This window comes from Aeromicrobium sp. P5_D10, from assembly GCF_054049535.1.
Genome location: NZ_JBFUME010000005.1, coordinates 43,588 through 68,126 on the forward strand (window position 1 = coordinate 43,588; position 24,539 = coordinate 68,126).

13 protein-coding genes are annotated in these 24,539 nt (G+C 64.7%); 4 read left to right on the plus strand and 9 right to left on the minus strand.

Features of this window, described 5'->3' with window-relative positions; translation table 11 throughout:
- Positions 1–15: 15 nt before the first annotated feature.
- The 7 genes from ACXJKC_RS10695 to ACXJKC_RS10725 all read right to left on the minus strand — a co-directional run bounded on the left by ACXJKC_RS10695 (position 16) and on the right by ACXJKC_RS10725 (position 6,180).
- Positions 16–1,173: a mandelate racemase/muconate lactonizing enzyme family protein gene (locus tag ACXJKC_RS10695; protein ID WP_456696695.1), complete on the minus strand. Its 1,158-nt coding sequence runs from the start codon at positions 1,171–1,173 to the stop codon at positions 16–18.
- Between the two features lie 80 nt (positions 1,174–1,253).
- On the minus strand, positions 1,254–1,802 hold the full coding sequence (locus ACXJKC_RS10700; RefSeq protein ID WP_456696696.1) for an HD domain-containing protein: 549 nt from the start codon (positions 1,800–1,802) through the stop codon (positions 1,254–1,256).
- 64 nt (positions 1,803–1,866) lie between these two features.
- Positions 1,867–2,595, minus strand: coding sequence for an ABC transporter permease (locus ACXJKC_RS10705; protein ID WP_456696697.1), 729 nt, complete (start codon positions 2,593–2,595; stop codon positions 1,867–1,869).
- Between the two features lie 142 nt (positions 2,596–2,737).
- Positions 2,738–3,544 (minus strand): ABC transporter ATP-binding protein, encoded by an 807-nt coding sequence (locus ACXJKC_RS10710; protein WP_456696698.1) that lies wholly within the window; start codon positions 3,542–3,544, stop codon positions 2,738–2,740.
- The gene (locus ACXJKC_RS10715; protein WP_456696699.1) at positions 3,541–4,605 is read right to left on the minus strand and encodes an ABC transporter substrate-binding protein; all 1,065 of its coding nucleotides are present in this window, start codon (positions 4,603–4,605) and stop codon (positions 3,541–3,543) included. Before ACXJKC_RS10715 ends, ACXJKC_RS10710 begins: the two co-directional genes overlap by 4 nt.
- Positions 4,606–4,838: 233 nt before the next feature.
- Entirely contained in the window at positions 4,839–4,973 is a 135-nt protein-coding gene (locus tag ACXJKC_RS10720) for a hypothetical protein (protein WP_456696700.1), read from the minus strand.
- Between the two features lie 340 nt (positions 4,974–5,313).
- A complete protein-coding gene (locus tag ACXJKC_RS10725) occupies positions 5,314–6,180 on the minus strand; it encodes an SDR family oxidoreductase (RefSeq protein ID WP_456696701.1) in 867 nt (288 codons plus the stop codon).
- A 116-nt stretch (positions 6,181–6,296) separates the two neighbouring features.
- On the opposite strand from ACXJKC_RS10725, the gene ACXJKC_RS10730 reads away from it, so the two are divergent.
- Positions 6,297–7,412: a glutamate--cysteine ligase 2 gene (locus ACXJKC_RS10730; RefSeq protein WP_456696702.1), complete on the plus strand. Its 1,116-nt coding sequence runs from the start codon at positions 6,297–6,299 to the stop codon at positions 7,410–7,412.
- 35 nt (positions 7,413–7,447) lie between these two features.
- On the opposite strand, the gene ACXJKC_RS10735 is transcribed toward ACXJKC_RS10730, so the two are convergent.
- Both ACXJKC_RS10735 and ACXJKC_RS10740 read right to left on the minus strand, forming a co-directional pair.
- A complete protein-coding gene (locus ACXJKC_RS10735; protein WP_456696703.1) occupies positions 7,448–17,629 on the minus strand; it encodes a calcium-binding protein in 10,182 nt (3,393 codons plus the stop codon).
- Positions 17,630–17,658: 29 nt separating this feature from the next.
- Positions 17,659–19,893 carry a hypothetical protein gene (locus tag ACXJKC_RS10740; RefSeq protein WP_456696704.1) on the minus strand — a complete coding sequence of 745 codons (2,235 nt, stop codon included), beginning with the start codon at positions 19,891–19,893 and terminating at the stop codon, positions 17,659–17,661.
- Between the two features lie 397 nt (positions 19,894–20,290).
- Here ACXJKC_RS10740 and ACXJKC_RS10745 point away from each other — a divergent pair, with 397 nt between their 5' ends.
- The 3 genes from ACXJKC_RS10745 to ACXJKC_RS10755 are packed head-to-tail and all read left to right on the plus strand — an operon-like array spanning position 20,291 to position 24,535.
- Positions 20,291–21,547, plus strand: coding sequence for a pyridoxal phosphate-dependent decarboxylase family protein (locus ACXJKC_RS10745; RefSeq protein ID WP_456696705.1), 1,257 nt, complete (start codon positions 20,291–20,293; stop codon positions 21,545–21,547).
- The gene (locus ACXJKC_RS10750) at positions 21,531–23,849 is read left to right on the plus strand and encodes a putative bifunctional diguanylate cyclase/phosphodiesterase (protein WP_456696706.1); all 2,319 of its coding nucleotides are present in this window, start codon (positions 21,531–21,533) and stop codon (positions 23,847–23,849) included. Before ACXJKC_RS10745 ends, ACXJKC_RS10750 begins: the two co-directional genes overlap by 17 nt.
- The gene (locus tag ACXJKC_RS10755) at positions 23,846–24,535 is read left to right on the plus strand and encodes a hypothetical protein (protein WP_456696707.1); all 690 of its coding nucleotides are present in this window, start codon (positions 23,846–23,848) and stop codon (positions 24,533–24,535) included. Before ACXJKC_RS10750 ends, ACXJKC_RS10755 begins: the two co-directional genes overlap by 4 nt.
- Positions 24,536–24,539 lie beyond the last annotated feature (4 nt).

Genomic DNA, 24,539 nt, shown 5'->3' on the forward strand with positions numbered 1-24,539 from the left:
GCACTACAGCGCCTGCTAGAACACCGCTCCGATCGACCATTCAGACGGACCACCTGACATGTCATCCGGGTCATAAGGCAACCGCGCCAGCTGCGCCTCATCGACCTCTATGCCCAAACCTGGCCCTTCGGGGACTTGGAGGCAACCGTTTCGCAGTGCGGATGGACTCAACTCGAGCGAGTTCGTCACCAGCTCTGAGAACTCGTTACGCGCAGCGGGATACTCGAACATCGGGACATTCCGCATCGCCGAGCAAGCGTGCAGGCACGCCGCGAGTGAGACCGGACCTGCTGCGGAATGCGGCATCACCGGCAGACCGTGATACTCGGCGATGTCGCCGACCTTCAGCATCTCCAAGATCCCGCCAGTGATCGCCGGATCCGGTTGCAAGATCGAGGCCATGCGATTGACGGCTGTGTCCTCGAACTCGCTTGCCATGCTCAAGTGTTCGCCGTAGCCGATCGCGATAGGCGATTGAGACACCAGTTCCTGACGTGCAGACCGTGAGCCCTGGGGTATGGGTTCCTCGAACATCTCGACGCCTGCCTCGGCGAATGCCCGACACATCTGCAAGGCGGCGGCAAGGGAGTAGTTCTCGGTGCCGTCGACGAATATCCGAATGTCCTCGCCCAGCAGCGAACGCAGCTCTTTCAATACCGCCATGTCCGAACGCCATTCCAGCGCGGTCCGAACCTTGACTGCTTTGACACCCCGCTCGAGGCACTCGCCCAGGTACTGGGCATGATCCTTGGCCGACATCTCAGAGAGAAAGGCCCCCGAGGCGTAGACCGGGATCTCGGTCCGCCAGCCGCCGATGAGTTCGCTGACCGGAACGCCGCGCGACTTGCCGAGCGCATCCCAGAGGGCGATATCAACGCCGCTGAGCGCGTGGGCCGTCGCACCGACAAGACCCGGCCTTCGGCTCAGCCTGCCGGTGACCAGCGACATGATCCGTGGCACCGAATCCAGCTCCTGCCCCTGAACGAGAGGCGCGATCGCTGATTCGACCACGGCACCTTCGATCGCCGGGAACAAGCATCCCCAGCCGTCGCTGATCTCGCCGTACCCCACAACACCGTCTGCAAGCTCAACCCGCACGAACAGGTAGTGCAGTTTGTAGCCCCTGGAGTCCGGATAGCTGGCCGTCAGTACCGACACATTGTCAATCTTCATTGTTTTCGTCCCACATCGAGGTAGAGGTCGGCGGCATGGCCCCGGGTGCGCCGACGCAGGTCGACGCACCCGGGCCCTTGCTACTTCCGGCGGGTCAGGAGCCGCTCGACAAGCGGCTCGAAGTACTCCAGCGGCGCACTGACATAGTCAGGGTCGAACGCCCGCTGGTCGTACTTGTAGCAAAACTCTTCCGTGTAATCGAAGTACTCCGAATCACGGAATGCCTCACGGGCGTCGCGATCCATCCCCAGGTGGTGCCAGAAGTAGTAACCCTGGAACACATCGTGATTCTCGACCATCCAGTAGTTCGCCTCGGAGACGAACGGCTTCAATACGGCCGCAGCGATCATCGGATGGTTCGCGGGGGCAACGACATCGCCGATGTCGTGCAGCAAGGCGCACAGGACGTACTCCTCGTCCCTGCCGTCACGCTCCGCACGGGTCGCGGTCTGCAGCGAGTGCTCGAGGCGGGTGATGGGAAACTTCCCCTTCGCCGTGTCGAGCGCGCGAAGCATGTAGAGCGCCTGCTCGGGAACTTTGCTCTGCTCCACGGCCCACCCTGGGGTGATGAGGTCCCAATCCTCCTGGGTCGACTCTTCGAAGCTACGGAAAGTTACTTCATTCTTCATGACTGTCGTCACACCTATCTTTGTATATATATGGAGAGATTTGGAGCAGTGGCCGGTTCAGGGGCTAGTGCGGAGAACGACCCTCGTCGTCCCACCACAAGACCCGCCGGCGAAGCAGAGCGAGCGCGCCCACGAGGGTCATCCCCAGCACGCACAGCATCGTGATTCCGGCCCAGGTCACATCGAGATTCGCTTGGGAAGCGGCGACCGAGACCATGGCGCCCAGACCCGATGCTTCGCCCGCTGCAACGAACTCCGCGACAGCGGCGCCGATGACTGCAAGGGGCATACAGATCCGCAGCCCAGCGAAGAAGTAGGGCATGCTTCCCGGGATACGAAGGGTGCGGAACACTTCCCACCTGCTGGCATTGACGACCCGCAGCACGTCCAAGGCGCCCGGATCCACGGCCCGAAGACCCGCCAGCGAGTTGATCAGCACGGGGAAGATGACCACGATCGCCGTGACGATGTACTTCGGCAGCATCCCGAAACCGAAGGCGACCACCAGCGCCGGAGCGATCGCGATCACGGGCGTCACCATGATGAGTACGACAACCGGCATGAGGGCGCGTTCCACGATCCTGAACTCGCACATCAGAACCGCCAGCAGATAGCCGGCCACGATGGCCACACCGCCCCCGACCACGACTTCTTGAAGCGTCCTCAACAGGTTGTGCCAATACGCCTCGGGATCATTGATGATGCTGTTCCACACATTGCCCATGGGGGGAATGATGAACGGCTTGGCGTGTGCCACCACTTCCCAGATCAGGGCAAGGGTCGCGAACGTCACGAGGGCAGGCAGCCACGTTCCCAATCGGAGACGAGAAGCCCACACGGCACCAGCGCGGCTCTTGGGCTCCCGGGCAGAAGAAGGCTCGGCGGCAGTGGCCTGCTCGAGAGGGGACTCTCGAATGACCGTTGCGGAACTACCCCTAGACAGCTGCATTCTTCATCACCTTCCGTAGCCCTTCTCGCACGTGGCTCTCCAGGTCGCGAAACTCGTCACTTCCGAACACGGATTCATCCCTGGGTCGAGGAAGCGTGATTTCTGTGATGTCCGCGATCCGTCCGGGATTCGCCGACATGAGCACCACCCGGTCGGACAGGAGAATCGCCTCCGGCACCGAGTGAGTGATGAAAACGACCGACTTGCGGTTCGACTGCCAAAAGTTCAGGAGCCCGAGTCTCTGCTGATCGCGGGTGATCTCATCGAGCGCCGAGAATGGTTCATCCATCAGCAGCACAGGCGGGTCGAAGGCGAATGCCCGAGCAATGGCAACTCGTTGCTGCATGCCACCGGAAAGCTGCTTGGGGTACTTTTCGAGATCACCCCCCAGGCCGAAGGACGTCAGGAGTGCATCGACGTCGAGCAGATCTCGACCGGCATTCGCCTGACGGTTGACTCCGATCGGCAGGAGCACGTTGTCCCGCACTGAATGCCACGGCAGGAGCGCCGGCGACTGCGGGACGAGTCCCATCGCCTTGCGTTTCATGGCTTCGCGCACCGAATGCCCGTTGACTTCGACATCGCCCTCGTCGGGTGTGACCAGTCCGGCGATGATGCGCAGGAGAGTTGATTTGCCACACCCACTCGGGCCGATGATCGAGACGAACTCACCGGCTCCGACCCTGAGGTCGACATCGTCGAGCACCGTCACGGACCGGCTTCGGCCCGAGTACCGTTTGGTCACGCCCGACACGACGACATCGGCGTCGACCTTCAGCGTCGCCCCGGTCATTTGCCCGGCCAGACGAGTTCGCCGTCGCTGCTGTACAGATCCTTGACGAGATCGAAGTCCGCCACGGATGCAACGTCCGGCACCGCATGGACATCCCCGTACTTGCGGGTTATCTCGGCAGCGGCCTCCCACTGGGCAAGTGTCTGGGAACCCACAGGAGTCACTTCACTGTCGCGCACCCACTGGGCTTCGGTCTTCCACGTTCTCAGCTGTTGTTCCAGGGGGAACGAGTCACCTTGATCGTTCTCTTTGGCCAGCTTCGAGACATGCGTGGCGCATTCGACCTCACCGTCCACGCAGTACTTGAGCGCCTTCAGAGTTGCGCGCATGAAGTCCGCCGCAACCTCGCGGTGCTCACGCAGGAATTCGGAGTTGACCTCCATCACGCTGTACGTGCTCTCGATTCCAGCGGCCACCGGAAGGAACTCGGAGAACTCGACTCCGTTCGCTTTGAGCGTGGCGCATTGATTCGAGGTGTACGAGATGACCGCCGCGATCTGGCCCCTCGTGACGATGCTCGGGTCGTAGTTCGTGATCTTGGTGAACTTGACCTTGTCGAGGTCCACCCCGGCGTGCACCAGCTGCGCCCTGGCGACCGGAGCGACTTCGACGAAGTAGCCGAGCCGCTCCCCTTCGAGATCCTTGAGCGTCTTGATCTTCTTGTTCGCCAAGATGCAGTGCGGGTCGGTCGTCCCATAGGTCGCGATGGCCGTGATGTGCTTGGCGTTCGCGGCAGCGGCGAGAACGCTCGGGGCCGATCCGACCGAGGTGAACTGCGCTTTGTTGGCGTTGACGAGTTGCTGACCCGAGGATCCGGCAGTATTCATCTTGACCGTCAGGCACAGTGCGTCGTAGTAGCCGAGATCGCGCGCCATGAACACGTCCATGATCGAGCCGCTCGCCGCATATCCGAATGACGAGATGTAGGTGATGGGTCCTGCAGCCTTATTGCGTTTGCAGGCCGGATCATCCGGCTCATATCCGACGACGTCCGCTGCGGGGACGATGGCGGCATCCGCTGCGCTCTTTGTTGCTGGCGAATCGTCGCTACAGGAACTCAAGGTGAGCCCGACTAGGGCTGCCAAGCCTAGGGCTATGGTCTTCGACGGTGCTTTCACAGATCCTCTTTCCTTGCTTCGTGGTGGATTTGGGTGTGACGATGCGTCTCATGTGGCGATCTGTGTGAGATCCGCATGAGATGAATGTGGGTCGGCTGGATAGGGCGAAGAGCTCTCGCTCCGGGCCTCCAGCCAGCGCGTCCTTGATCCACGGAGTGGATCAGGGGACATGACCTCTACAAGGACGCGCCGAGGCAGAGCCTCGAAGGGGCGGCACGTATACGCGTGAACGGCAATGGCCTGACCGGCACATCGCGACGCTTGGCACCGATCGCGTCGGTGCAACGATTCGGATCGACTTGACGCTTCACACCTTCTCCTTACGTACCTGGTCGGCAAATGCTTAACCATGGCGCTGTTGCACCAATTTGATACGTCAGTAAGAAGGCGAATCCCCGATGTCACGCACTAAGCGCGACAGGTCCGGGCCCGTCTGCCACATCTCGATCGGTAAATCCACTGTCGGAGTGTTCAACAGTATGTGATACGTCATATTGACATGCAGGATCGTACGAGGTCAAGAGTCCGGAGCACTCTTTTCTGACGCGGCAGATCTCCAGGCGGTGTTCCCCTAAGTCGGCCTGGTCATCGGAGCGATCAGCACGACCGCCGCACTCATATTCGCCCGCGTCTGGTGGTTCTCAGCGCGGCTCAGAAAACCGGCTTGCCGCCCGTCACGCCGAGCACCGTCCCCGACACGTAGCTGGCATCGCTCGTGGAGGCCAGGAACACGAAGGCCGGAGCCACCTCGGCCGGTTGGCCGGCTCGTCCGAGGGGAGTGTCGGTACCGAAGTTCTCGATCTTCTCCACGGTCTGTGTGGCAGGTTGCAGTGGAGTCCAGATCGGGCCAGGGGCCACGGCGTTGACTCGGATACCCCGAGGGCCGAGCTGCGCCGCCAGATTGACCGTGACGTTGTTGATCGCCGCCTTCGTCGAGGCATAGTCCAACAGCGTCTCGGAGGGATCATAGGCCTGGATCGACGAGTTATTGATGATCGCCGATCCCGGCCCCAGATGCGCCAGAGCCGCCCGCGTCACCCAGAACAGTGCGTAGAGGTTCGTCTTGAAGGTACGGTCGAGCCGCTCGTCGCTGATCTCCTCCAGGCCTTCATCCCTCGCCATCTGGAAACCGGCGTTGTTGACCAACAAATCCAATCCGTCCAGGCCCTGCACCGCGTCGTCCACGACTCGCTTGCACTCGTCGGGGTCGCGCAGATCGGCCTGGATCGGAACGCACACGCGATCTTCGTTCTCGACCAAGGCTCGGGTCTCCTGGGCATCCCTTTCTTCCTCAGCCATATAGGTGAACGCGACATCGGCACCTTCGCGGGCGAATGCCAGCGCGACCGCACGTCCGATCCCCGAATCACCACCGGTAACGAGCGCCTTACGTCCGGTGAGACGCCCATTTCCCCGATAGGACTCCTCCCCGTGGTCCGGAACCGGTCGCATCTGGCCGGTCTCGCCCGGGACTTCTTGCTGCTGCGGCGGGAAACCGCCTTCGTCTGTGCTGTTCATACTCATCGCCGTGCCCAGCTGTCGGCCTGTTCAAACTGACGAGTGACGGTCCGCACCCTGTGTGGTCCGTCCGGCGCTGGCGCGCAGCAAGTCGAGAACCCTGCAAGACTCGACAGATGCGAACTGTCGGCATCGAGGAGGAGCTGCTGCTCGTCGATGCGACGGAGGGCAGACCCCGAGCCGTCGCGGAACGAATACTCCGATCTTCAGCGGCCGCCGGGCCCCGTACGGACGCCGCACCCGGAGGTTCACTCGAACACGAGCTGCAGCAACAACAGCTGGAAACCGACACGCCGCCGCGCACCGAGATGGCCGACCTCGATGCCGACATCCGTGAATGGAGAGACAAGGCGATCGACGCCGCCCGCCGAGAAGGAGCACGAGTTCTGGCCACCGGGACGTCTCCGATGCCGGTGGAGCCGAGCGTGTTCCATGACTCCCGATACCAGCAGATGGTCGAGCGATTCGGGATCACGACACACGAGCAACTGACCTGCGGCTGCCACGTCCACGTCTCGGTGGACTCGGCTGAAGAAGGCGTCGGGGTGCTCGACCGTATACGGACGTGGCTGCCGCCCCTCCTGGCGATCAGCGCGAACTCCCCGTTCTGGCAAGGAGCCGACAGCCAGTATGCGAGCTTCCGATCACAGGCGATCGTCCGCTGGCCGACCGTCGGCCCCCAGGACATCTTTGGCTCGGCGCACCGCTACCGGCAGCTGGTCGCCGACATGCTCAACTCGGGAGTACTCCTCGACGAGGGCATGGTCTACTTCGACGCCCGACTGTCGCACCGATACCCGACCGTCGAGATCCGGGTGGCTGACGTGTGCCTCGACGCCCGCGACACCGTCCTGATCGCCGCACTGTGCCGTGGACTGGTCGACACCGCCGCAGCACAGTGGCAGGCCGGCGAGGACGCCGATCCGGTCTCGTCCCAGCTGCTGCGGCTCGCGACCTGGCAGGCCGGTCGATACGGTCTCGAAGGCGACCTGCTGGACCCGGGTACGAGCCGGCCGCAGCCCGCGACCCACGTCGTCCACCACCTGATCGACCACATCAGACCGGCCCTGCGCGACAACGGGGACGAGTCGCTCGTCGACGAGCGGCTCGGACAGGTGCTGACCCGAGGCAATGGCGCCGTCCGTCAGCGGGCAGTCCTGGAGCGCACCGGACAGCTGACCGACGTCATCGCCGACCTGGCCCGGGTCACCGCCGGCCAGGAGAGTTCCTAGCTCGACGGCCGACCGGCCCGACTGGGTCCTTCAGATCATCGCGTCTCGCACACAAATGTCCGCTGGCCCGGATACTTGGTGACACGTTCCTTCCCGGGAATCGCCAGCTCTGCCGACCCCACCGAGCCGTGGGCCTTGGCCAACTGGCGCAGCGTCGAGGTCATCGACGAGTTCGGTGCGTTCAACACCTTGCCCGGCCCGTATCCCGAACGGCACGTCTTGTAGAAATTGATCGTGGAACCCCAGTCGATCAATCGGTCACCTTGGACTCGGCGGGCACTGCCCTCGTCCCCCTGATCTGCCTGCAGCGCATCCGCACCGGATCCGCCGTACAGGACGTCGCGGCCGTTGAGGGTCCGCCGACGTCGGTCGGTGTCCTCGCTCGGGGCGACGAGCTGCCACAGCTTGGCGTCACGAGTACGCCGTTTGATGTCGAGCAGGTCGTTGCCTGCCCCGCCGAACAGCACGTCATGGTCGGCACCGCCCCAGATCGCGTCGGCACCGTCACCGCCGAAGACAACATCCTTCCCGTAACCTGCATTGACGACGTCCTTTCCGGCGCCGGCGTGGATCGAGTCCGCGCCCTCGCCACCGCCGATGAGGTCATCGCCGCCAACCGTCGACTGCGTCAGCGTCACGACCCGGACAAGCGTTCCGCGGGGACGGACCGCTTCGCGTACGAAGGACTTCTTGTCCTTGACCGTCCGGTCGACCGCACCCAGCGCTGCTGCTGGAGTCGGCACGTCGATGCCCTGGTCACCCACCAAGGCATCAGCACCTCCGCCGCCCACCAAGATGTCACCCGGAACCAATGCGCCGAGATAATTCTGCAGCGGCCGTTTGGTGCGGGTGTTGTCGAACTGGCCGTACAGATCGTCGTCGCCCAGTCCACCGGTCAGCCGATCGCTGCCGGACCAGACGCCGGGAACCTTGTCGGCCATCGCCACCTGCCGGACGATATGCGCACCCGAGGCACCGCCCGCGAGGGTCTTGTTGGGACCGCTGCGGGTGATCCGCCCGTTGTCGCCAAGGAGCACATCGCGGGCATCGCCACCGTCGAGGACGTCATTGCTGTCGACCAGGCCGGCCGCCGAGTCATCTGTCGTCTTGCCCGGCGCAGTCAGCAACCGGTCGGTGACAGTGTTACCCGAGATCGTGATGACCGCACCGTTCGTGGTCGAGCCGCCGCCGATCAGGTCGTCCTCCCCCGCATCGCCGGCCAAGGTGTCGGCCCCGTCGTTGCCTTCCAGGTAGTCGTCGCCGAGCCCGCCGGCCAGTGAATCGTTCGCAGCCTGCCCGAACAACAGATCGCGTCCCTCGTCTCCGACCATGACATCTGCGCCACCCGAACCTGCCGGTGCGCTCTTGCTCGCCGTGGCCAGGTCGAACAACAGCACCGAACGCAGTCTCGTGCCGTCGACGCGCAACTTGTCGGTCCGTTCGAGTCGGGCATTGTCGCCCGCGAGCACATCATCGCCGGATCCTCCCGACAGCTTGTCGGTGCCGTCGAGCTGACCGGCACCGGTCCGGTCCGGCGAGATCAGTCCGTCCGCGGACGAGCTGCCACCGGTCAAAGCGTCGTCTTGCGAGCCACCCGACAGCTCATCGGAGCCTGCATCGCCTTCGAGCAGGTCGACCCCTTCGTCGCCTTCGAGCAGGTCGTCGTCGCCCTGACCGAAGATCCGGTCATCGCCCGCGCCTCCCGACATCGTGTCGCCGCCGAACAGTGCGGTAGAGGTCGAAGTGCCCGGTGCCGGGACATCGTGCAGTTGCACGTACGGCGAGAATCCGTTGGCCGGATTGCCGTTGTCACCGAGCAGCAGATCGTCGCCCTCGTCGCCGTGGAGTTCGTCGCCATCGTCGTTGACGGCCGAATCCCACGACCCTCCGAGGATCTCGTCATGGCCCTCATCGCCATGAGCCGTGTCCTGACCGGCGCCACCCTCGATCGCGTCAGCGCCGCCATCACCCTCGATGGTGTCGTCGCCGCTCTGCCCCAAGATCAGATCGTCCTCGCCACCGCCGCGCAGCTCGTCGTCGCCGCTCGCGTCGACACTCGGACTCGCTGACGGTCCGGAAGCCGTCGGCACGTCGAACAGGGCGATCTCCACGTCATTGCGGACCCGGTTCCAGCGCAGCCGGTTATTCGCGGTGACGATCTGAAGTCGGGCGTTGTCGCCGACCAAGACGTCGGAGCCGTCCAAGCCGTCGACGCCCTCGTCACCGATCACGATGTCGTCGCCATCATCTGTTCCGACGGCGGAACGGTCTGTCGTGACCGCGCCTGTCGTGGACGAACCGCCGACCAGCAGGTCCTCATCGTCATCGCCCTGGACCCGGTCCGAACCCGGTCCACCTTCGACGACATCGATGCCCGGACCGCCATAGGCCTTGTCATCGCCACTTTGGGCGAAGACCCAGTCATCGCCGACTCCCCCATAGAGGACATCGTCGGGTCCGTCCGAAGCGGTTGTGTCGAGCAGAGTCACCCCCACGCCGGCAATCGCCGTCAGATCGATCTCGTCCCGTGACAGCCTCGCATTGCCGCCCAGGACAACATCGTCGCCGCCGTCACCGAGGACCTCGTCGGCCCCATCCGGTTCTCCGGACGCCGCACTGCCGCCGGCCAGGAGATCCTTTCCGGAGCCACCCCGCAGAACGTCGGCATCACGGTTGCCGAACAAGATGTCATCGCCGGAATCACCGGCAACCAGGTCGTCTCCGGAATCGCCGTGGACCAGGTCGTCGCCATCGCCACCGCGCACCAGGTCATGACCCGGTCCGCCGTGGACATCGAGGTCGTCTCCCCCGCCGGCATCGACGTAATCGGCACCCACTCCACCGTCGAGGCGTTCGTCGACCTCATCGCCACCGAGGATGCAGTCACCATTGCCCTTGGCCCGGGTGATGCCGCCGAGCGGCACCGAACCTGTGTCGCCGAGTTTGCTCGACGTCCGTGCCTCGATAATGCCGTTGCCGTCGAGATCGGCCTGACCGTTCACGAACACGACACCGGCCACGAGCCCGTCGAAGTTCGCACCGCCGGGTGCCTTGACCAGTCCGCTGACGACCGGCATACCTTCAAGCTGTCCCGTGTCGTTGCCGGCCAGATCGCCATCGAGATCGATCTTTCCGCCGATGACACTGGTCGACGTGGCACAGACGATCCGGCGGCCGCTGCTTGTCTCGTCGTCGGGATCGGCCGAGACCTGATCATCGCCGTCAGGATTGTCGCCGACGACTTCGTCGATACCTGCTTCGCCCAAGAGGAGATCCGATCCGGCGCCGCCGGCGATCGTGTCGGCGCCATCGCCGCCGCGCGCCAAGTCGTCGCCGAGATCGCCGTACAGCTTGTCCTTGCCGGCCGAACCGTAGAGCCGGTCCCGACCGGGTCCACCGCGGACCAGGTCGTCGCCCTGGAGCGCACCCTCGACATCGGAGCCGTCGCCGTCGAGGACGTCGTCCCCGGCGCGTCCACAGACCACATCATCGCCGCCACCGCCCGACAGCGTGTCGCTGCCCGCACCGCCGATCACGAAGTCGCGATCTCCTCCGCCGGTGACGACATCGGGGCCGGTTTCACCGGCTACGCCCGGATCCGCACACTCCGCGGCGATCGCCGCGTCGGTGGGAGCCTTCACGGACGCGATGTCGTCGACCTTCACCTCGAGGATCCTGCGGTTCGCATCGGTCGCGGAGACCGTGATGCTGTTCATATCGGTGAACTTCGCAGGCTCGGGGTCATAGGCGCCGCCGACGACGATGTCGGAGCCGTCGCCGCCGTTGACCGTATCGGCGCCGTTGTCGCCCACCACGAGATCGCCGGAGTCGAGGAGCGGACGGATCGCGTCCGCCGTGGCAACCGGAAAGAGCCCCTCAGGAGAAGCGCCGATGCCACCGTCGAGGACGTCATCGCCTTCGCCGCCGCGCAGCTCGTCCGCGCCCGGACCGCCGTTGAGGCGGTCGGCGTCCGATCCGCCGGAGATCCTGTCATTGCCCTGGCCGCCGTCGAGCTGGTCCAGCCCGGCACCGCCGGTGATGGTGTCGTCTCCGGCACCCGTGCGAATCGCGTCATCGCCGTCGTTGCCGTGGACCGTGTCGATCCCGTCGCTGGTCTCGATCGTGTCGGACCCGGAGCCTCCGGACACGACGGCGTCGGCGGTGAATGTGGGCGCGATGTAACCGGCGTCGCCCGGCCCGAGCATCTGCGGCTCATTGTCGGCATCAGTCGTGACGGCGGGCATCGGGTAGAGCCGCACCATGTCCGATCCATCATCCCCGTCAGCCCTGATGACAGTGTCTTCTGAAACCGTGTGGTTCTCGACGAGGTTGAAGGCACTGACCTGCAGCGTGATCTTGCCGTCGGCCGGGGCGCCGATCTGGCGAACCGTGTATTTCTCTGACTTCTCGCCGTCGAATCCCTTGCGTTCATCGTCAGCGGTGCCCATCGTCAGGACGAGGGCGTTCTTGCCGTCGACAACACGCTCAACCGCCAGGGTCGGGGTGTCCTGCTTGCAGTTGAACTCGAAGAGTTTGAGTCTGGGGCTGCGAGCGATATCGAATGACTTGTGGATCGTGTAGAAGAGCAGTTCGATCGAGAAGTAGAACTGCAGGAAGAATGAAATGCCCGATGAGACGTTGAACGCGCAGGCCGGTCCGCTCGACGTCCCGGCGAACTCATCGGTGTAGATCTTGCCGTCGCCATTGGGATCGAAGGCGTCGAGTGACAGATCGAGCGTGGCTCCGCCGCTGATGCCGGCCTCGACGATGCCGATGCTGATCGCCGCGCCTGCCTGCACCGTGAACGTCAGCTGGATCTCCGGTACATCGACACCCTTCTCCAGGTCGTCGATGTAGAAGCCGTCGCTGAACAGTGAGGGCTTGTCCTTGATGAGCTCGTTGAAACCGGAGATGTCTCCCGTGTCGAGGGCCTCGATCCGCTTGGAGAGACCTCGGGTGTCGAAGCCGAATGCGAACCGCCCGTCGAAGCCCACGGTGCCGCCGATCGTCGCGGTCACCGGGATCGGACCGACCGCGAACGGGCCGAAGCGCCGTACGATCTGACCGGACACACCTGCATGGCCGAGATCGACGTAAAGCATCGTCGCATCGCCGGTGTCCTGCAGGAGGTTGAAGATCTGGCTGGTGTCCTGGAGCACCGGCACCGAGACGCTCGGCAGGCTCAGGTACGGCGACTTGGTGACGGTCTTGTCGACCTTGAGACCCTTGGGGTCCGGTTCAGGCTTCTCGCCCTTGACGTACTGCTTCATCTTGGTGAAATTGCCGAGCTTGCAGCGACCGGAGGCACCCTTGCCGTCATTGGTGCGCGAATAGGGTTTACCTGCGGCCGTGCCGGTCTCGGTGCATTTGCCACCGACGCCGAGCTTGTAAGGGGAGACCTTGAAGCCGCCGATGTCATTCGCGCCGATATCGCGCAGATCGCTCGTCCCCTCGGGCTCCTTCGCGGCGATGTTCTGCATCTGGAGCAGGTTGACGATCAGGTTGATCGGAGTGTTCTTCTTCTGCAGCAGCGTCAGCAGGGTGACCGGTCCCTGCCCCACGAGTTCCGACAGATTCGTGACAACCGGGATCGGCTTGGCGAGCTGGTCGACGACCGGGTTGAGCGGAGCCGTCCACGCCAAAGCCTTCTTGAAGCCGGGGAAGACGGCCTTGTTGAGCGTTCCCACGTCGAGCTTCAGCAGGCCGTACTGCAGTCCCTTGTCGGTGTAGTCACCGTTCTTCCATGCCAGGTCGACCGTGCCGAGCACGTCGAAGAAGCCGGCCTGTGCGGCGAAGGACTCGAAATAGGTCGAGATCGCGCCGTCACCAGTGGCCGTGGTCTCGAACGTCGCCGACTTGTCGTAGAGCGTGGGCAGATAGACCAGTCCGTCGGCCTCCGTGCCCTCAGGCGCCTTGACATCGACCACGACGGAGGCGTCGAGGAAGGTGCCGCGCTCGCCGCCATCGGCCCGATCGACCATGACGGAGGGGAACTTGCCGATATAGGCGTCGAGGCACTCGGCGTCGGTCGACTTGTCGGCCGGGACATCCACATTCTTGATCTCGCGCTCCGCGGCAGGTTTGAGCTTGCTTTCCCAGTCCGTCTGGCGGCTCCAGGAGTGGCACGCCTTGGCGTCGTACTTGGGCAGTTGCGCCTCGATATCGACCTTCAACAACGGATTGGTCGCAGTCGCTTCGCCGAGCTTCACGAACGGGCCGGAGCCACGGCCGATCCCGACCGTCACCTTGAGCGTCCAGGTGGTCTTGACCGGCACCGTGAGGTCGCTGACGATCGTCGAGCCGGCCGGTCCGGCCTGGAACGGAACCTGCTGGGGTGTCGGCAGCGTCCCGGTCAGAGTCACCGGGACGGAGATCTTCTGGACGGACTCGACCTTCTTGCCGTCACAGCTGCCCGAGCAGTCGAGGACCGCCGCATCGGCGGAGGCGGCGATGTTCTTGCTGACGAGCTGGCTCGTCACACCGTCGAGTGCTGTCTTGAGCTCCGTCGTCAGCTTGGTTGCGGGATCGACTTTTTCGTCGATTGCCTCGACCGGCTTCAACGCCGACCTGACGGCTGCGACATAGCGGTCGACGTCGGCCGACACATCGGCACCGGCATCGAGATTGGTGCCGATGAGCGGCAGGCTCAGCGGAGCGCCTGTCTCCTCGTCGAGGGTCTGGTCACCGTCGAGGGCATCCGACAGCGTCAGGTTGAGCCCGCCGAGCGCCTCGGCGAGGAATCTGTATGCGATCGGCTGGGCCTTGACCGAGCCGCCGGCGCCGCCGGAGCTCTGGTCGGCATCCAGGGCCACCATGACCGGTGCGGTCGCCGGAGTGCTGACGATCGGGAGCTCCAGGCAGGCCGCGATCTTGCTCGGGTCGGCGACCGTCCCACCACAGGTCTGGGCATCGCCCGCGACCGCTCGGGTCTGTTTCATCTCACCCGGGAGATCTGCGATATCGATCCAGGTGCCGTCCGAACCCTGAGGACTCGTGGTGGCGTTCACACCGATACCGAGCTTGATGTCAGCTGCGGCGCCGCTCTTGACGCGGGCCGAACCGTAGTCGGTGTTCTGGTCGGCAAGGGTCTGTTTGACCCTCGCCAGTTCGGCGGCGTTGCCCGAGATCTTGGTGATCTGCTCGGTGACGCCGGAGTCGGCTCGCACCTTGGAGCTGGCGTCGGCGAGATCGACTCCGATGACGAACTTGGCCTTCGACGTCACATCCACCGGAAGCGTCGCCACATCACCCGCGACGTCGGTGACCTTGACTTCGCTTTGCTGGGTCGCGACCCGTAGCGGGGCGTCCCTGGTTCCCTTCGTCGCGAGCGACGACTCCAGGGTCAATCTGGTCGGCCCGCTCGAACTAAGACTGAAAGCGAGCTTGCGATCGGTCTCGTTGTCCTGACCTGAGACCGCCGTGCCCAGCAGGGTGTCGAGAGTTCCGGCGAATTCCTGCATCGACGACACACCCCGCGTCGGGTCGGGCTTCTCCACGAGGTCCTGGACACCCTGGATGGCCTTGCCGAGCCCGTCGCGCGCAGCGCTGATCTCGGTCGGCAGGACGTCCACGAGCGGGAATGTGCGGTCGGCGCCCAGCTTCGGATCGGGCGTCGTGAACGAGTTCAACACAGCGGCGAGATCCTCGATGACGATATCGCGCAGGGCATCCTGGTCACCTTCGATGACATACGGATGGCCTTGCGCCACGACGCCGTTCTCCTTCAGCGGGCCTTCCAGGCAACGCAGCTCATCGGCGTCGAGCACCGCGAACCTCGTGCACACCGTGCTGCTGGAACCGGGCACGCCCAGGTCGTACAGCGGACGCGTGACGGTGCTCTCCTCGTCGGACATGTCCTTCGTGAGCCCGAACTGCTTCAGGAAGTCTGCGCCCGCGTCCTTGATGACTCCATTGCCGGTGCCGGCGCCCATGAACGCCTGCCGGGCGGGGACGATGTCGAGCAGCCGCAGCTTGTCGTATTCGCCGTGAGTGCTGACGGTGGGCAGCGAATTGGGCAACAGATTGCCCCAGTCCGCCTCCACCGTGCCATCGGCATTGACGGGACGTTTGCCCGCAGCGTTCTGGGCCGAATCCTTGACCGCCAGCGTCGCCTTCGCGGTGAGTCCGCGCTCGACCGTGGGTTCCTTCGACGGATCCGGCACCGGTGCCAGCAGGCTGGCCACGGTCACGGCATCCGACACGGTCTCAGTGCTGGGCAGTTCCACATTCTCGGTCGGCAATGACACCGAGGCGGCCTTGCCGTTCTGAGCCACCGAGTAGTCGGTGACATCGACGTCGACCTGCAAGAAGCCGATACGGGCGACCATCTGCGCATCTTTGGCGAGCGTGGCCTTGGCACTGTCGACTTGGTAGACCAGGCCGTCGTCGCCGGGCAGCAGGTAGAACGTGGGCTCGGTCGGCAATGGCTCGCCTTCGACGAGCTCGGTCGGCTCGGCCAGGCCGATGCCGAAGTCGGCGTTGAACGTTCGTCCGTCGACCTCGACTTTCGCCTCGCCCTCCTCCGCCGCCGCGATTCCCCCGGTCGGGGTGTCACCGGTCGGACGGCACTCACGGGGATCGACGTTCTTGGCCGCCTGGCACAAACCGGCGAGTCCGGTCAGCGGGGCAAGATTGCCATTACCGCCGGTGGGGACGGTTTCTTCTTTCAGGCCGGAGCCACCGTCACGAACCGCGATCTGGAGCGACTGCTTGGCGGGGTCGTAGTCGACGCCACCGTCCAGCCCCAGCTTGTCTATCGCCTGTCCGAGATCCTGGATCGAGGTGACGGCCGATCGGGCGAAACGCTTCGTGCCGTCTTCGGCCGTGAAGCCGAGCCGCAGCGTGGGGAATCCGTCGCCGCCTGCGACCACGACGTTCTTGGTGGGCGTCTTGCCGACGGTGCCCGCAGTACTGCCGGAGATGTCGACACCGTCATCCGGAGAGGTCCAGGTGATCGGCTCGCCCGACTTCGGCTCGAAGCCCGAAGTGCGGGCCTGGCAGTAACGGACCTGACCGGGTCGCGGAGCGCCGGACGGCGGCGAGGTGTCCGCGGCGCCGCACACCACCGAGGCAGTGGCCTGCTCGGTCAGAAGGCTGAGAAGTTGCTGTCCTGGCGAATAGATGTCGGTCAACGAGAGGTCGAGCAGTGGGAACTGCTGGTCGACCGAGGCCTCGACGGCCTGCAGCGCGCTCGTGTACTGGGTGAATCCGGTGATCGCCTGGAGCCGGGTGAGGGACGACAGTCCGTCCAACGCCGGCGAGCGGTCGACCTTCGCCTTGGCATAGATCGCCTTCGGCGCATCTGCTCGCTCCCCCACCGTGATCGAACCGGTCGCGGAGCCCTCCATGGGCGTGCTGAGGCCGATATCCATCGCGACGTCGTTCTTGCCAGGCGCCTTGGTGGTCGTGAACAGCTCCGAAGCGCTGCTGAACTCGAAGTCCTCGGTAGTGATCAACTCGCGGCCGTTGGGATCGCGGAGAGTCAGGACGGTCTTACTGTCGATCGTCGCCGTGCCCTGCGCATCCAGCTGCACGAAGCCGTCGACAACCTTGAACTCGGGGATGTCGACCTGCTCACCGGAGTCGCCGTCACCGTCGGTTCGGGTCCACACGTGGGTGGTCAGCTCCGAGCTACCCACGATCGAGAATGTGCGCAGGTCGATGGCATTCGGGTCGTACCGAAAGCGGATCGTGGCATCGAGCGTCGCGGCCAGTTCCTCGTCGAGTGCCGCAGCGCCGAACTCGAGCCGCTTGTCCTGGTAGGCCAGCGCGACCGGTCGGGCCGCCTTGAGGGCGATGCTCATGGTCCACTCGCGACTGTCAGGCGGTGCGCCTTCAGAACGTGCGACCTCCTTGACGACCAGCGGGCCGTTGTCGGGGAAGGCCTCCTCGAGCGAATCCAGTGTGGTGTCCGAATCGCTTGCCAGCGCATCGTCGACCAAGGTTCCGATCGCTGTGTCCAACGACAAGACATCCCGTACCGAGGTGTCCGTCAGCGGCAGATCGTCCGACAGCGCCGGCTGCTGGGCGGCGGCCGCCAGGGCACCGCCCAACTTGATGAGCCCGAATCGAACATCCGAGACGTCCTGCGGAAGGTCTGGGTCCGCCGCAGCGGGCGCATGGCCCGCGGCCAACGGAATCACCAGGGCGAGCGCCGCGGCCGCAGCGACCGTGGCCCTGCGGCGAGGGCTGAACACGAGAAGCTGTGGAGTGCGCAAGGGGTGCCTTCGGTTCGCAGGAGAAGAAGTCAGCGGATTTTGACGGTGTTCGACTGATCAGCCACCGACTTCGACGTCGACCGGATGACGGCGACATAGCTCGTGTAGGCGCGGCGATTGCGGTCGCGCACCTTGAATGCGACCTTGCCGGTCCGGTTCAGCTTCTTGACCCCGGCCGAGAATCTCTTGCCCTTGACAACTCGGTACAGCTGGACCCGTGCCCCGGCTGCGATGGATTTGGCCGAGACCGTCAAGCGATCGGCGCCGGATCCGCCCTTGCCCTTGACCAGGCGGGCTTTGATCGTGGCCCCGAAGTCGACCGTCTTCCGCAGGATCCGGCTGTTCGTGCCGTCCGTGACCTCGGCCGTGATCCGGGCGCGCCCCAGCTTGGTGCCGACGAACGTGTACGACGCTTCGCCCCTGGCATTTGTCGTCCTGGTCGCCACAGCGTCGCTGCGGACCTTGTCGGGACCGATGCGGAAGAACCGCACGACATTGCCGCGAACCGGGCGGCCCAGCTGGTCGACCACCCGCACCGTCTCGGTGACGGCAGTTCCGACCTTGACGACGTCTTTGGCCGACGAGGTGAGTGAGAACTTCGAGGAATTGAAGTTGACCTCGTAGAACGCAGCGGTCGCCGAGCCGGTCGCATCCGAGGTTCCCTCGATGGTCGACCCGGCTGCGTCGACGTAACGGGTTGTCGGGGCGTCCTGCCACGTCCCGGTCGCCTTGATCTTGGCAGCCTCGAACGAGGTGATCCAGATGTCACCGAACGTGTCGAAGTCCGAGACGACGAAGTCGTCGCTGTAGTCCCAGTCGTCGAGGTCGCCGGTGTACGTCAGATCGACCGGCTTTCCGCCGACCCGGTTACCGAACTGGTCGAGGGCGAAGACCTCGTAGTAGGTGTTGTTGCCCGCGACGGACGGGTTCACGGGTGCGGTCTGCTCGTTCGCCGGAGACAGGGTTATCGCAACCTTGCCGTTCAGCGGGCTGAACGAGTCCCAGGCGACGCTCTTGGTGCTCGTCGGCCCACCAGCGGTGGCCTTGACGTTCGCCGCGACCCGGCCATCGTCGTCGAAGCCCTTGTCGCGGGCGATGCCTGTCTGGAACTCGACCTCGCCGTCGGCATTGGTGATGCCGGTCAATGTGGTGCCGAGCTGGACGAGATCGCCGGCCGGAGCCCCGACGACTGAGGGAATTGCTCCCTGTCCCGTCGTGAAGAAGCCGTGATCGAGGGTCAGCGAATAGACCTGGCCCTCGACCGGATCCGGATCGCTGTCGGCATCGCCCTGCACATCCGGAGTGGTCGGATCGACGTCGAAGGTGTCATCGGGTGCCGTGACGGTGAGTGTGCCGTCGACCGCCAGACCCGGGATGCCGCCACCGAAGTCGGCGAGGACAGCCGTGCTCCCGCTCGGTGCGGTCGTGCTGACCAGGTCGATGTCGAGCGTTGCGCCTGCGTCGGCGTTGCCGATATCGGGTGTGCTGGCGGTCGAGGCCTCGATCGTTCCGCCCAACTCGGTGCCCTGGCCATCCTCGACGGGATCGCTGAGGACTGCGGTGAATGTCCCCTTGGCACCGGTCGTGACCTGCAAGGAGTCGACCGGCGCGGTGTCGGGCAGGACCGGCACGAAGCCTGCATCGGCCTGCGGATCGGTTCCCGCGCCGCCACGATCGATGTCGACGTCGATCAGTCGCCCGGGCAGTCCCGTGCCGTCTTCCAAGCGCAGGGCGCCGGCGATCGTCTGCTTGGAGCCCGCAACGGCTCGAAGCGGACTTGCATCGCTGAACGTGACCTCGGCGTCACCGGCCTTGACGGTCAGGAGCACGGCGCTGCCGATCCCGTGGGCGGCCGAGGCATCTGGCCCGAGACCGGCGCTGAGGGTATAGGTGCCCGGACCCTGCCCCGCGGGCAATGGGACGGCGAATTCACCGTTGGTGTCGGTGGCGACTGTGTCCGTGCCGGTCGCCGGCACCCGGACCACAGCCGCGTTCGCACCGAACGGCTTCACGGTCCAGGAGAAGTTCAGATCCTGCATGTCGTCGACGTCGATCTTGCCTGCGATCGAGTCGGTGACCTGGACGCTGATGTCGCCCGCGGCGTACTCGTCGAAGTCGAATGCGGCGCCATCGTTCGAGGACGCCACGAGTGACAGCTTGGCAGGCGCGGGGGCGGCCGATGCGGAGGTGGCCGGGAGAGCGGTTGTCACCAATGCGGCCACCACACACAGCCCGAGCGTCCGGCTGATCTCGATCGTATTCATTTTGATTTCTCCCTGTAGCGGGAAGGAATCTCCCGACCGAAATGCTCACCTGAACCATGACCCTCGACGGCGTAGCCGGCACAACGTACCAACCTCTGAGGCATCCCGTACCCGCTTTACCCAAACCCGCCGCACATCACGGCCCCGATTCCATGGATTTTGTGACAACCCGCATCGAGCTCAGACCCACACGACTCGTTGCCGGGCTACCCTGTAGCTGGGAGATCATGAGGGAGATGTGGGATACGCCCGCAAAACGGTGGTCCCGCAGCGGCCTCGATAACCGATCGCCAACACTTCTACGATCGATTGGGCCGGTATGCACGATTTCGTGATTCAGGATCGGCAGGTTTTACGTGACCTCGCCGACTGGATTGCCGATCGTCGGACCTCCCCTATGCCGATTCGTCCCGTTCGCACCGCCCAGCTGCCCAAGGTGACCAAAACGGGTATCGGTGTCCAGGCGATGTGGGCGGCGCTGCGCGATGAGGTCCTGCCCACGGCATTCCCGACCGATCATCCCCGCTACCTGGCCTTCGTCGGCGGGGCGCCGACCCCGGCTGCGGTCATCGCCGACGTAGCGCTGTCAGCAGCGTCCATCTACGGCGGCAGCGAGCTGGAAGCCGGCGACGTCGTCAGGGCCGAGCGGGTCGCGATGCGCTGGTTGTGCGATCTCGTGGGCTATCCACCGCAGGCTCACGGCGTCTTCGTAAGCGGCGGATCCATGGCGAATCTCAGCGCGCTGGTCGCCGCCCGGCACGGGCAGGTCGCGCCTGCCGGGGGCGTACCGAACCTGATAGTGGCCGCTGCGTCGGTCCACTCGTCCGTCGAGGCCGCCGCGACGATCATGGGGTGCGAGGTCATCTCGGTCGGCAGTCCCGACGAACCTCTGCGTGCCGACGACCTGACGCTGGTCCTGGACTCCCTCGACACCGGCGATGTCGTCGCGGTGGTCGCGAGCGCCGGGGCGACCAATACCGGATCAATCGACGCTCTCAGCGAAATCGCCGAATGCTGCGAGGTCCGTGGAATCTGGTTCCACGTCGATGCCGCGTACGGCGGGGCAGCCCTCCTGGCACCCAGCCGACGGGACGACTTCGACGGCATCCAGTTCGCGGACTCGGTCACGATCGATCCGCACAAATGGCTCTTCACCCCGTTCGACTGCGCCGCGGTGCTCTACTACGACCCCGACATCGCGCTGGCGGCCCACCGGCAGCGCGCCGCATATCTCGACTCCGTCAACGAATCCGACGACGACAATCCCGCTGACTACGCCACCCACCTGACCCGCCGGGCGCGCGGACTGCCCGTGTGGGCCTCACTCGTGGCCAATGGCACCGATGCCTATGTCGACGCGGTCGAGAGCTGCCTCGCCTCGACCGGCTATGCGGCCAAACAGATCGAGGCCAGTGTCCATCTCGAACTCGCCACCGAACCCCAGCTCTCCGTGGTGCTGTTTCGACGCCGCGGTTGGGGGCAAGAAGACTACGAGCGTTGGTCGACCCACGCCAGGACCCGTGGGATCCTGGTCACGCCGACCAAGTTCGCGGGCGAGTCGGTGCTTCGGTTCTGCTTCGTCAATCCCCTGACCTCGACCGAGGACATCGACCTCGTCCTCAACAGCCTGGAGTCCTATGCGTCCCAGAAATGAGCGCCAGATCCGGTGGCTCAAGAAGGCGCACACCGTCGTGGCGCGCGTGTCGTGGGCAGTACTGATCCTCGGCCTGTCGGCCAACCAGTTCGCGCAGTCGGTCGCTCACCAGAAGAGCCCGGAGATCCTGCTCACCTCGCTGTCGATCTTCTTCCCGCTGCTGCTGTTGCGTATCGCTTTGGCGGCTGCCCTGTCGCCCGGCCGCCGCTCGACGCTGTTGCTGCTGTTGGCGGCGGTTGCCACGTGGTCATTGGGCTCGATGTCGGTCAACGCCGCCCGGATGGATGCCCAAGCGCACTTCCCTGCCCGCGGAGAATGGCTCTTCCTGGTCTCCTATCTCGGAATGGCCGGTTACCTGTTGCGCGATGTGGATCGTCGCCAACCCCGGCCGGCCCGAGGCTGGCTCGATGTCGCCATCATCTGCGGGGGAACGTTCTGCCTGGCGTCCCTGCTGTTGATCACGCCGATCCAGCTGGCCTCGGGACAAGAAGGCATTTCGCTCCTGCTGGCGTTGATCTATCCGCTGGCCGACGTCATCCTGGCGCTCGTCGTGCTGGGCCAGTCGCTGCTGCTGGTCCGCAGCGACCGGCTCAAGTCGCTGATGATGGGCACCGCATTCCTGCTCCTGGCCGGTGCCGACTCCGGATTCGCCCTCCAGGTCTCGGCGCGCACCTACGACTTCGGGAATATCAGCAATGTCCTGTGGGGAACCTCATTCGCACTGCTGGTGGCGGCCGCATGTCGACCTGAGCAGTCCGTGATCCGGGCGATACCCAAAGTCGCCGGAACCACGGTCCTGGTCGGCGCAGGGATCGTGGCCCTCGCCGTGCTCACGATCCGGCCCGACAACACATTGGCCTACTACATCCTGCCGCCGGCTCTGCTCACGATGGCTGCCGTCGCCGGACGTCTGGCGCTGGCACTCAGAGACGCCAATCGGGCGAACGAGGCCTTCGCGCTGTCAAAGACCGACGACCTGACCAAATTGCCCAATCGCCGGGCCGTACGGACCTGGTTGTCGGAGGGGTTGGCCGATCGTCAACCGCTCGCGCTGATGCTGCTCGACCTCGACGGCTTCAAGGAGATCAACGACTCCCTGGGGCACCGTGCCGGCGACACGGTCCTGATGCTGGTAGCCGTCCGGATCCGGGAGGCCGTCGACTCCCATGTGCGGGTGGCACGTCTGGGCGGCGACGAGTTCGCGATCATTCTGGACACCACCGACGAGATCGTCTTGATGGAGACGGCGCACAGCGTGATCGCCGAGCTCGCCAAACCGATCATCGTCGACGAGATCGAGATCTGCCCTTCCGGGTCGATCGGTGTGACCGTCGCGCTGGCCAGTGACATGGACGGCACCGAGATACTCCGCCGCGCTGATGTCGCGATGTACCAGGCCAAGAACTCGGGGCTCGGCGCCGCGCTCTACGACGCCCAGTTGGACGAGTTCTCCCGGTCGCGCCTGCAACTGGCCGAAGAGCTGCGCAGAGCATTCACCAACGGTCAGATCGAGGTCTGGTACCAGCCGCAACTCGACGCCGCGACGATGGAGGTGTGCGGCCTCGAGGCGCTGGTGCGATGGCGCCACCCCACGCAAGGTCTGATCAGCCCGGTCTCATTCCTCCCGGCCGCCCGCCGCGCCGGTCTGATGGGTCAGCTCTCAGATGTCGTCGCCAGGCAGGCCGTCGACGACTTCCACACCCGCCTTCAAGCCGGGATCGATGTGCGGGTGGCGATCAACTGTGCGCCGCCTGAGCTGTTGGGTCCCAGCTTCCTCACGCACCTGTACGCCTGCATCGCCGAATGGGAGATTCCGGAGGACCGCTTGGTCCTCGAGGTCACCGAGGACTCGTTCCTCGCCGACCCGCACCACACGCGAGAGGTCCTCCTGGGGCTGCGGAGCCATGGCGTACAGGTGTCGATCGACGACTACGGCACGGGCTTCTCGTCCCTCACCTATCTGCGCAATCTCCCGGTCCAGGAGCTCAAGATCGACCGCACACTGATCGGCAATATCGCGGTCGACGACCGCATTCGCATGATCGTGGCGTCGACGATTCAGCTGGCGCACGCCCTCGACATGCGCATCGTCGCCGAAGGCGTCGAGAACGCCGCAGATCTCGCCGCTTTGGTCGCGATGGGGATCGACACCGTGCAGGGCTATCACCTCGCCCGTCCGATGCCGTCGTCGCAGATCAACCAGTGGGTACTCGACTGGAACGACAGCCAAAATTCATCCGAGTCCTCGGTCTTGGCCGAGGGCACCGCAGAAACCCAACAGTTCAGAGAGGAATCACGATGACTGCCGCACCGCTGCAGTTCGTGTTCGATCCGGTAGGCGACCAACTGGAAGCTGCCTTGAGGTGCGAGGCCCAAGTCTTCTGGGAGACCTACGGCAACACGCCTGAAGAGTTCGATATCGAATACGGCCCGTACGAAGACTCCACCGGCTACATGGCGGTATTCCAAGACGATGGCGAGGCAGTCGCGACCGCACGGTTCATCGCCCCGGGACCGGCCGGACTGAAGACGCTCAATGACGTCAGCCGCCCACCGTGGCAGGTCGACGGTCTGAGGTCAGCGCGCGCGGCAGGCGTCGACCCGGCCCGGACCTGGGACATCGCCACGATCGCGGTCCGCAAAGGGGCAGGACGTGGCGGGCTGTGCGCCGGTGCGCTGTATCACGGCATCGTCACTGCCGCGTTCGCCAATGGCATCGAATACATCGTCATGATCATGGACTCGCACGCACGGCAGTTGCTGATCGACCTCGGCATGCCGACTCAGGGGCTGCCGGGCACCAAGACCGGTGAGTACCTGGGCTCGCCCAGCAGCACTCCCCTGTGGGCCAGTCTGCACCGGATGTTCGAGCGGCAACGCGTCGACAACCCCGATGCCTACAGGCTGATCTACCAGGGCATCGGGCTCGACGGTATTACCTTGCCCACCGACTGGACCTGGAATCGCCGGAGCGTGGCCACGCCGTAGGCGC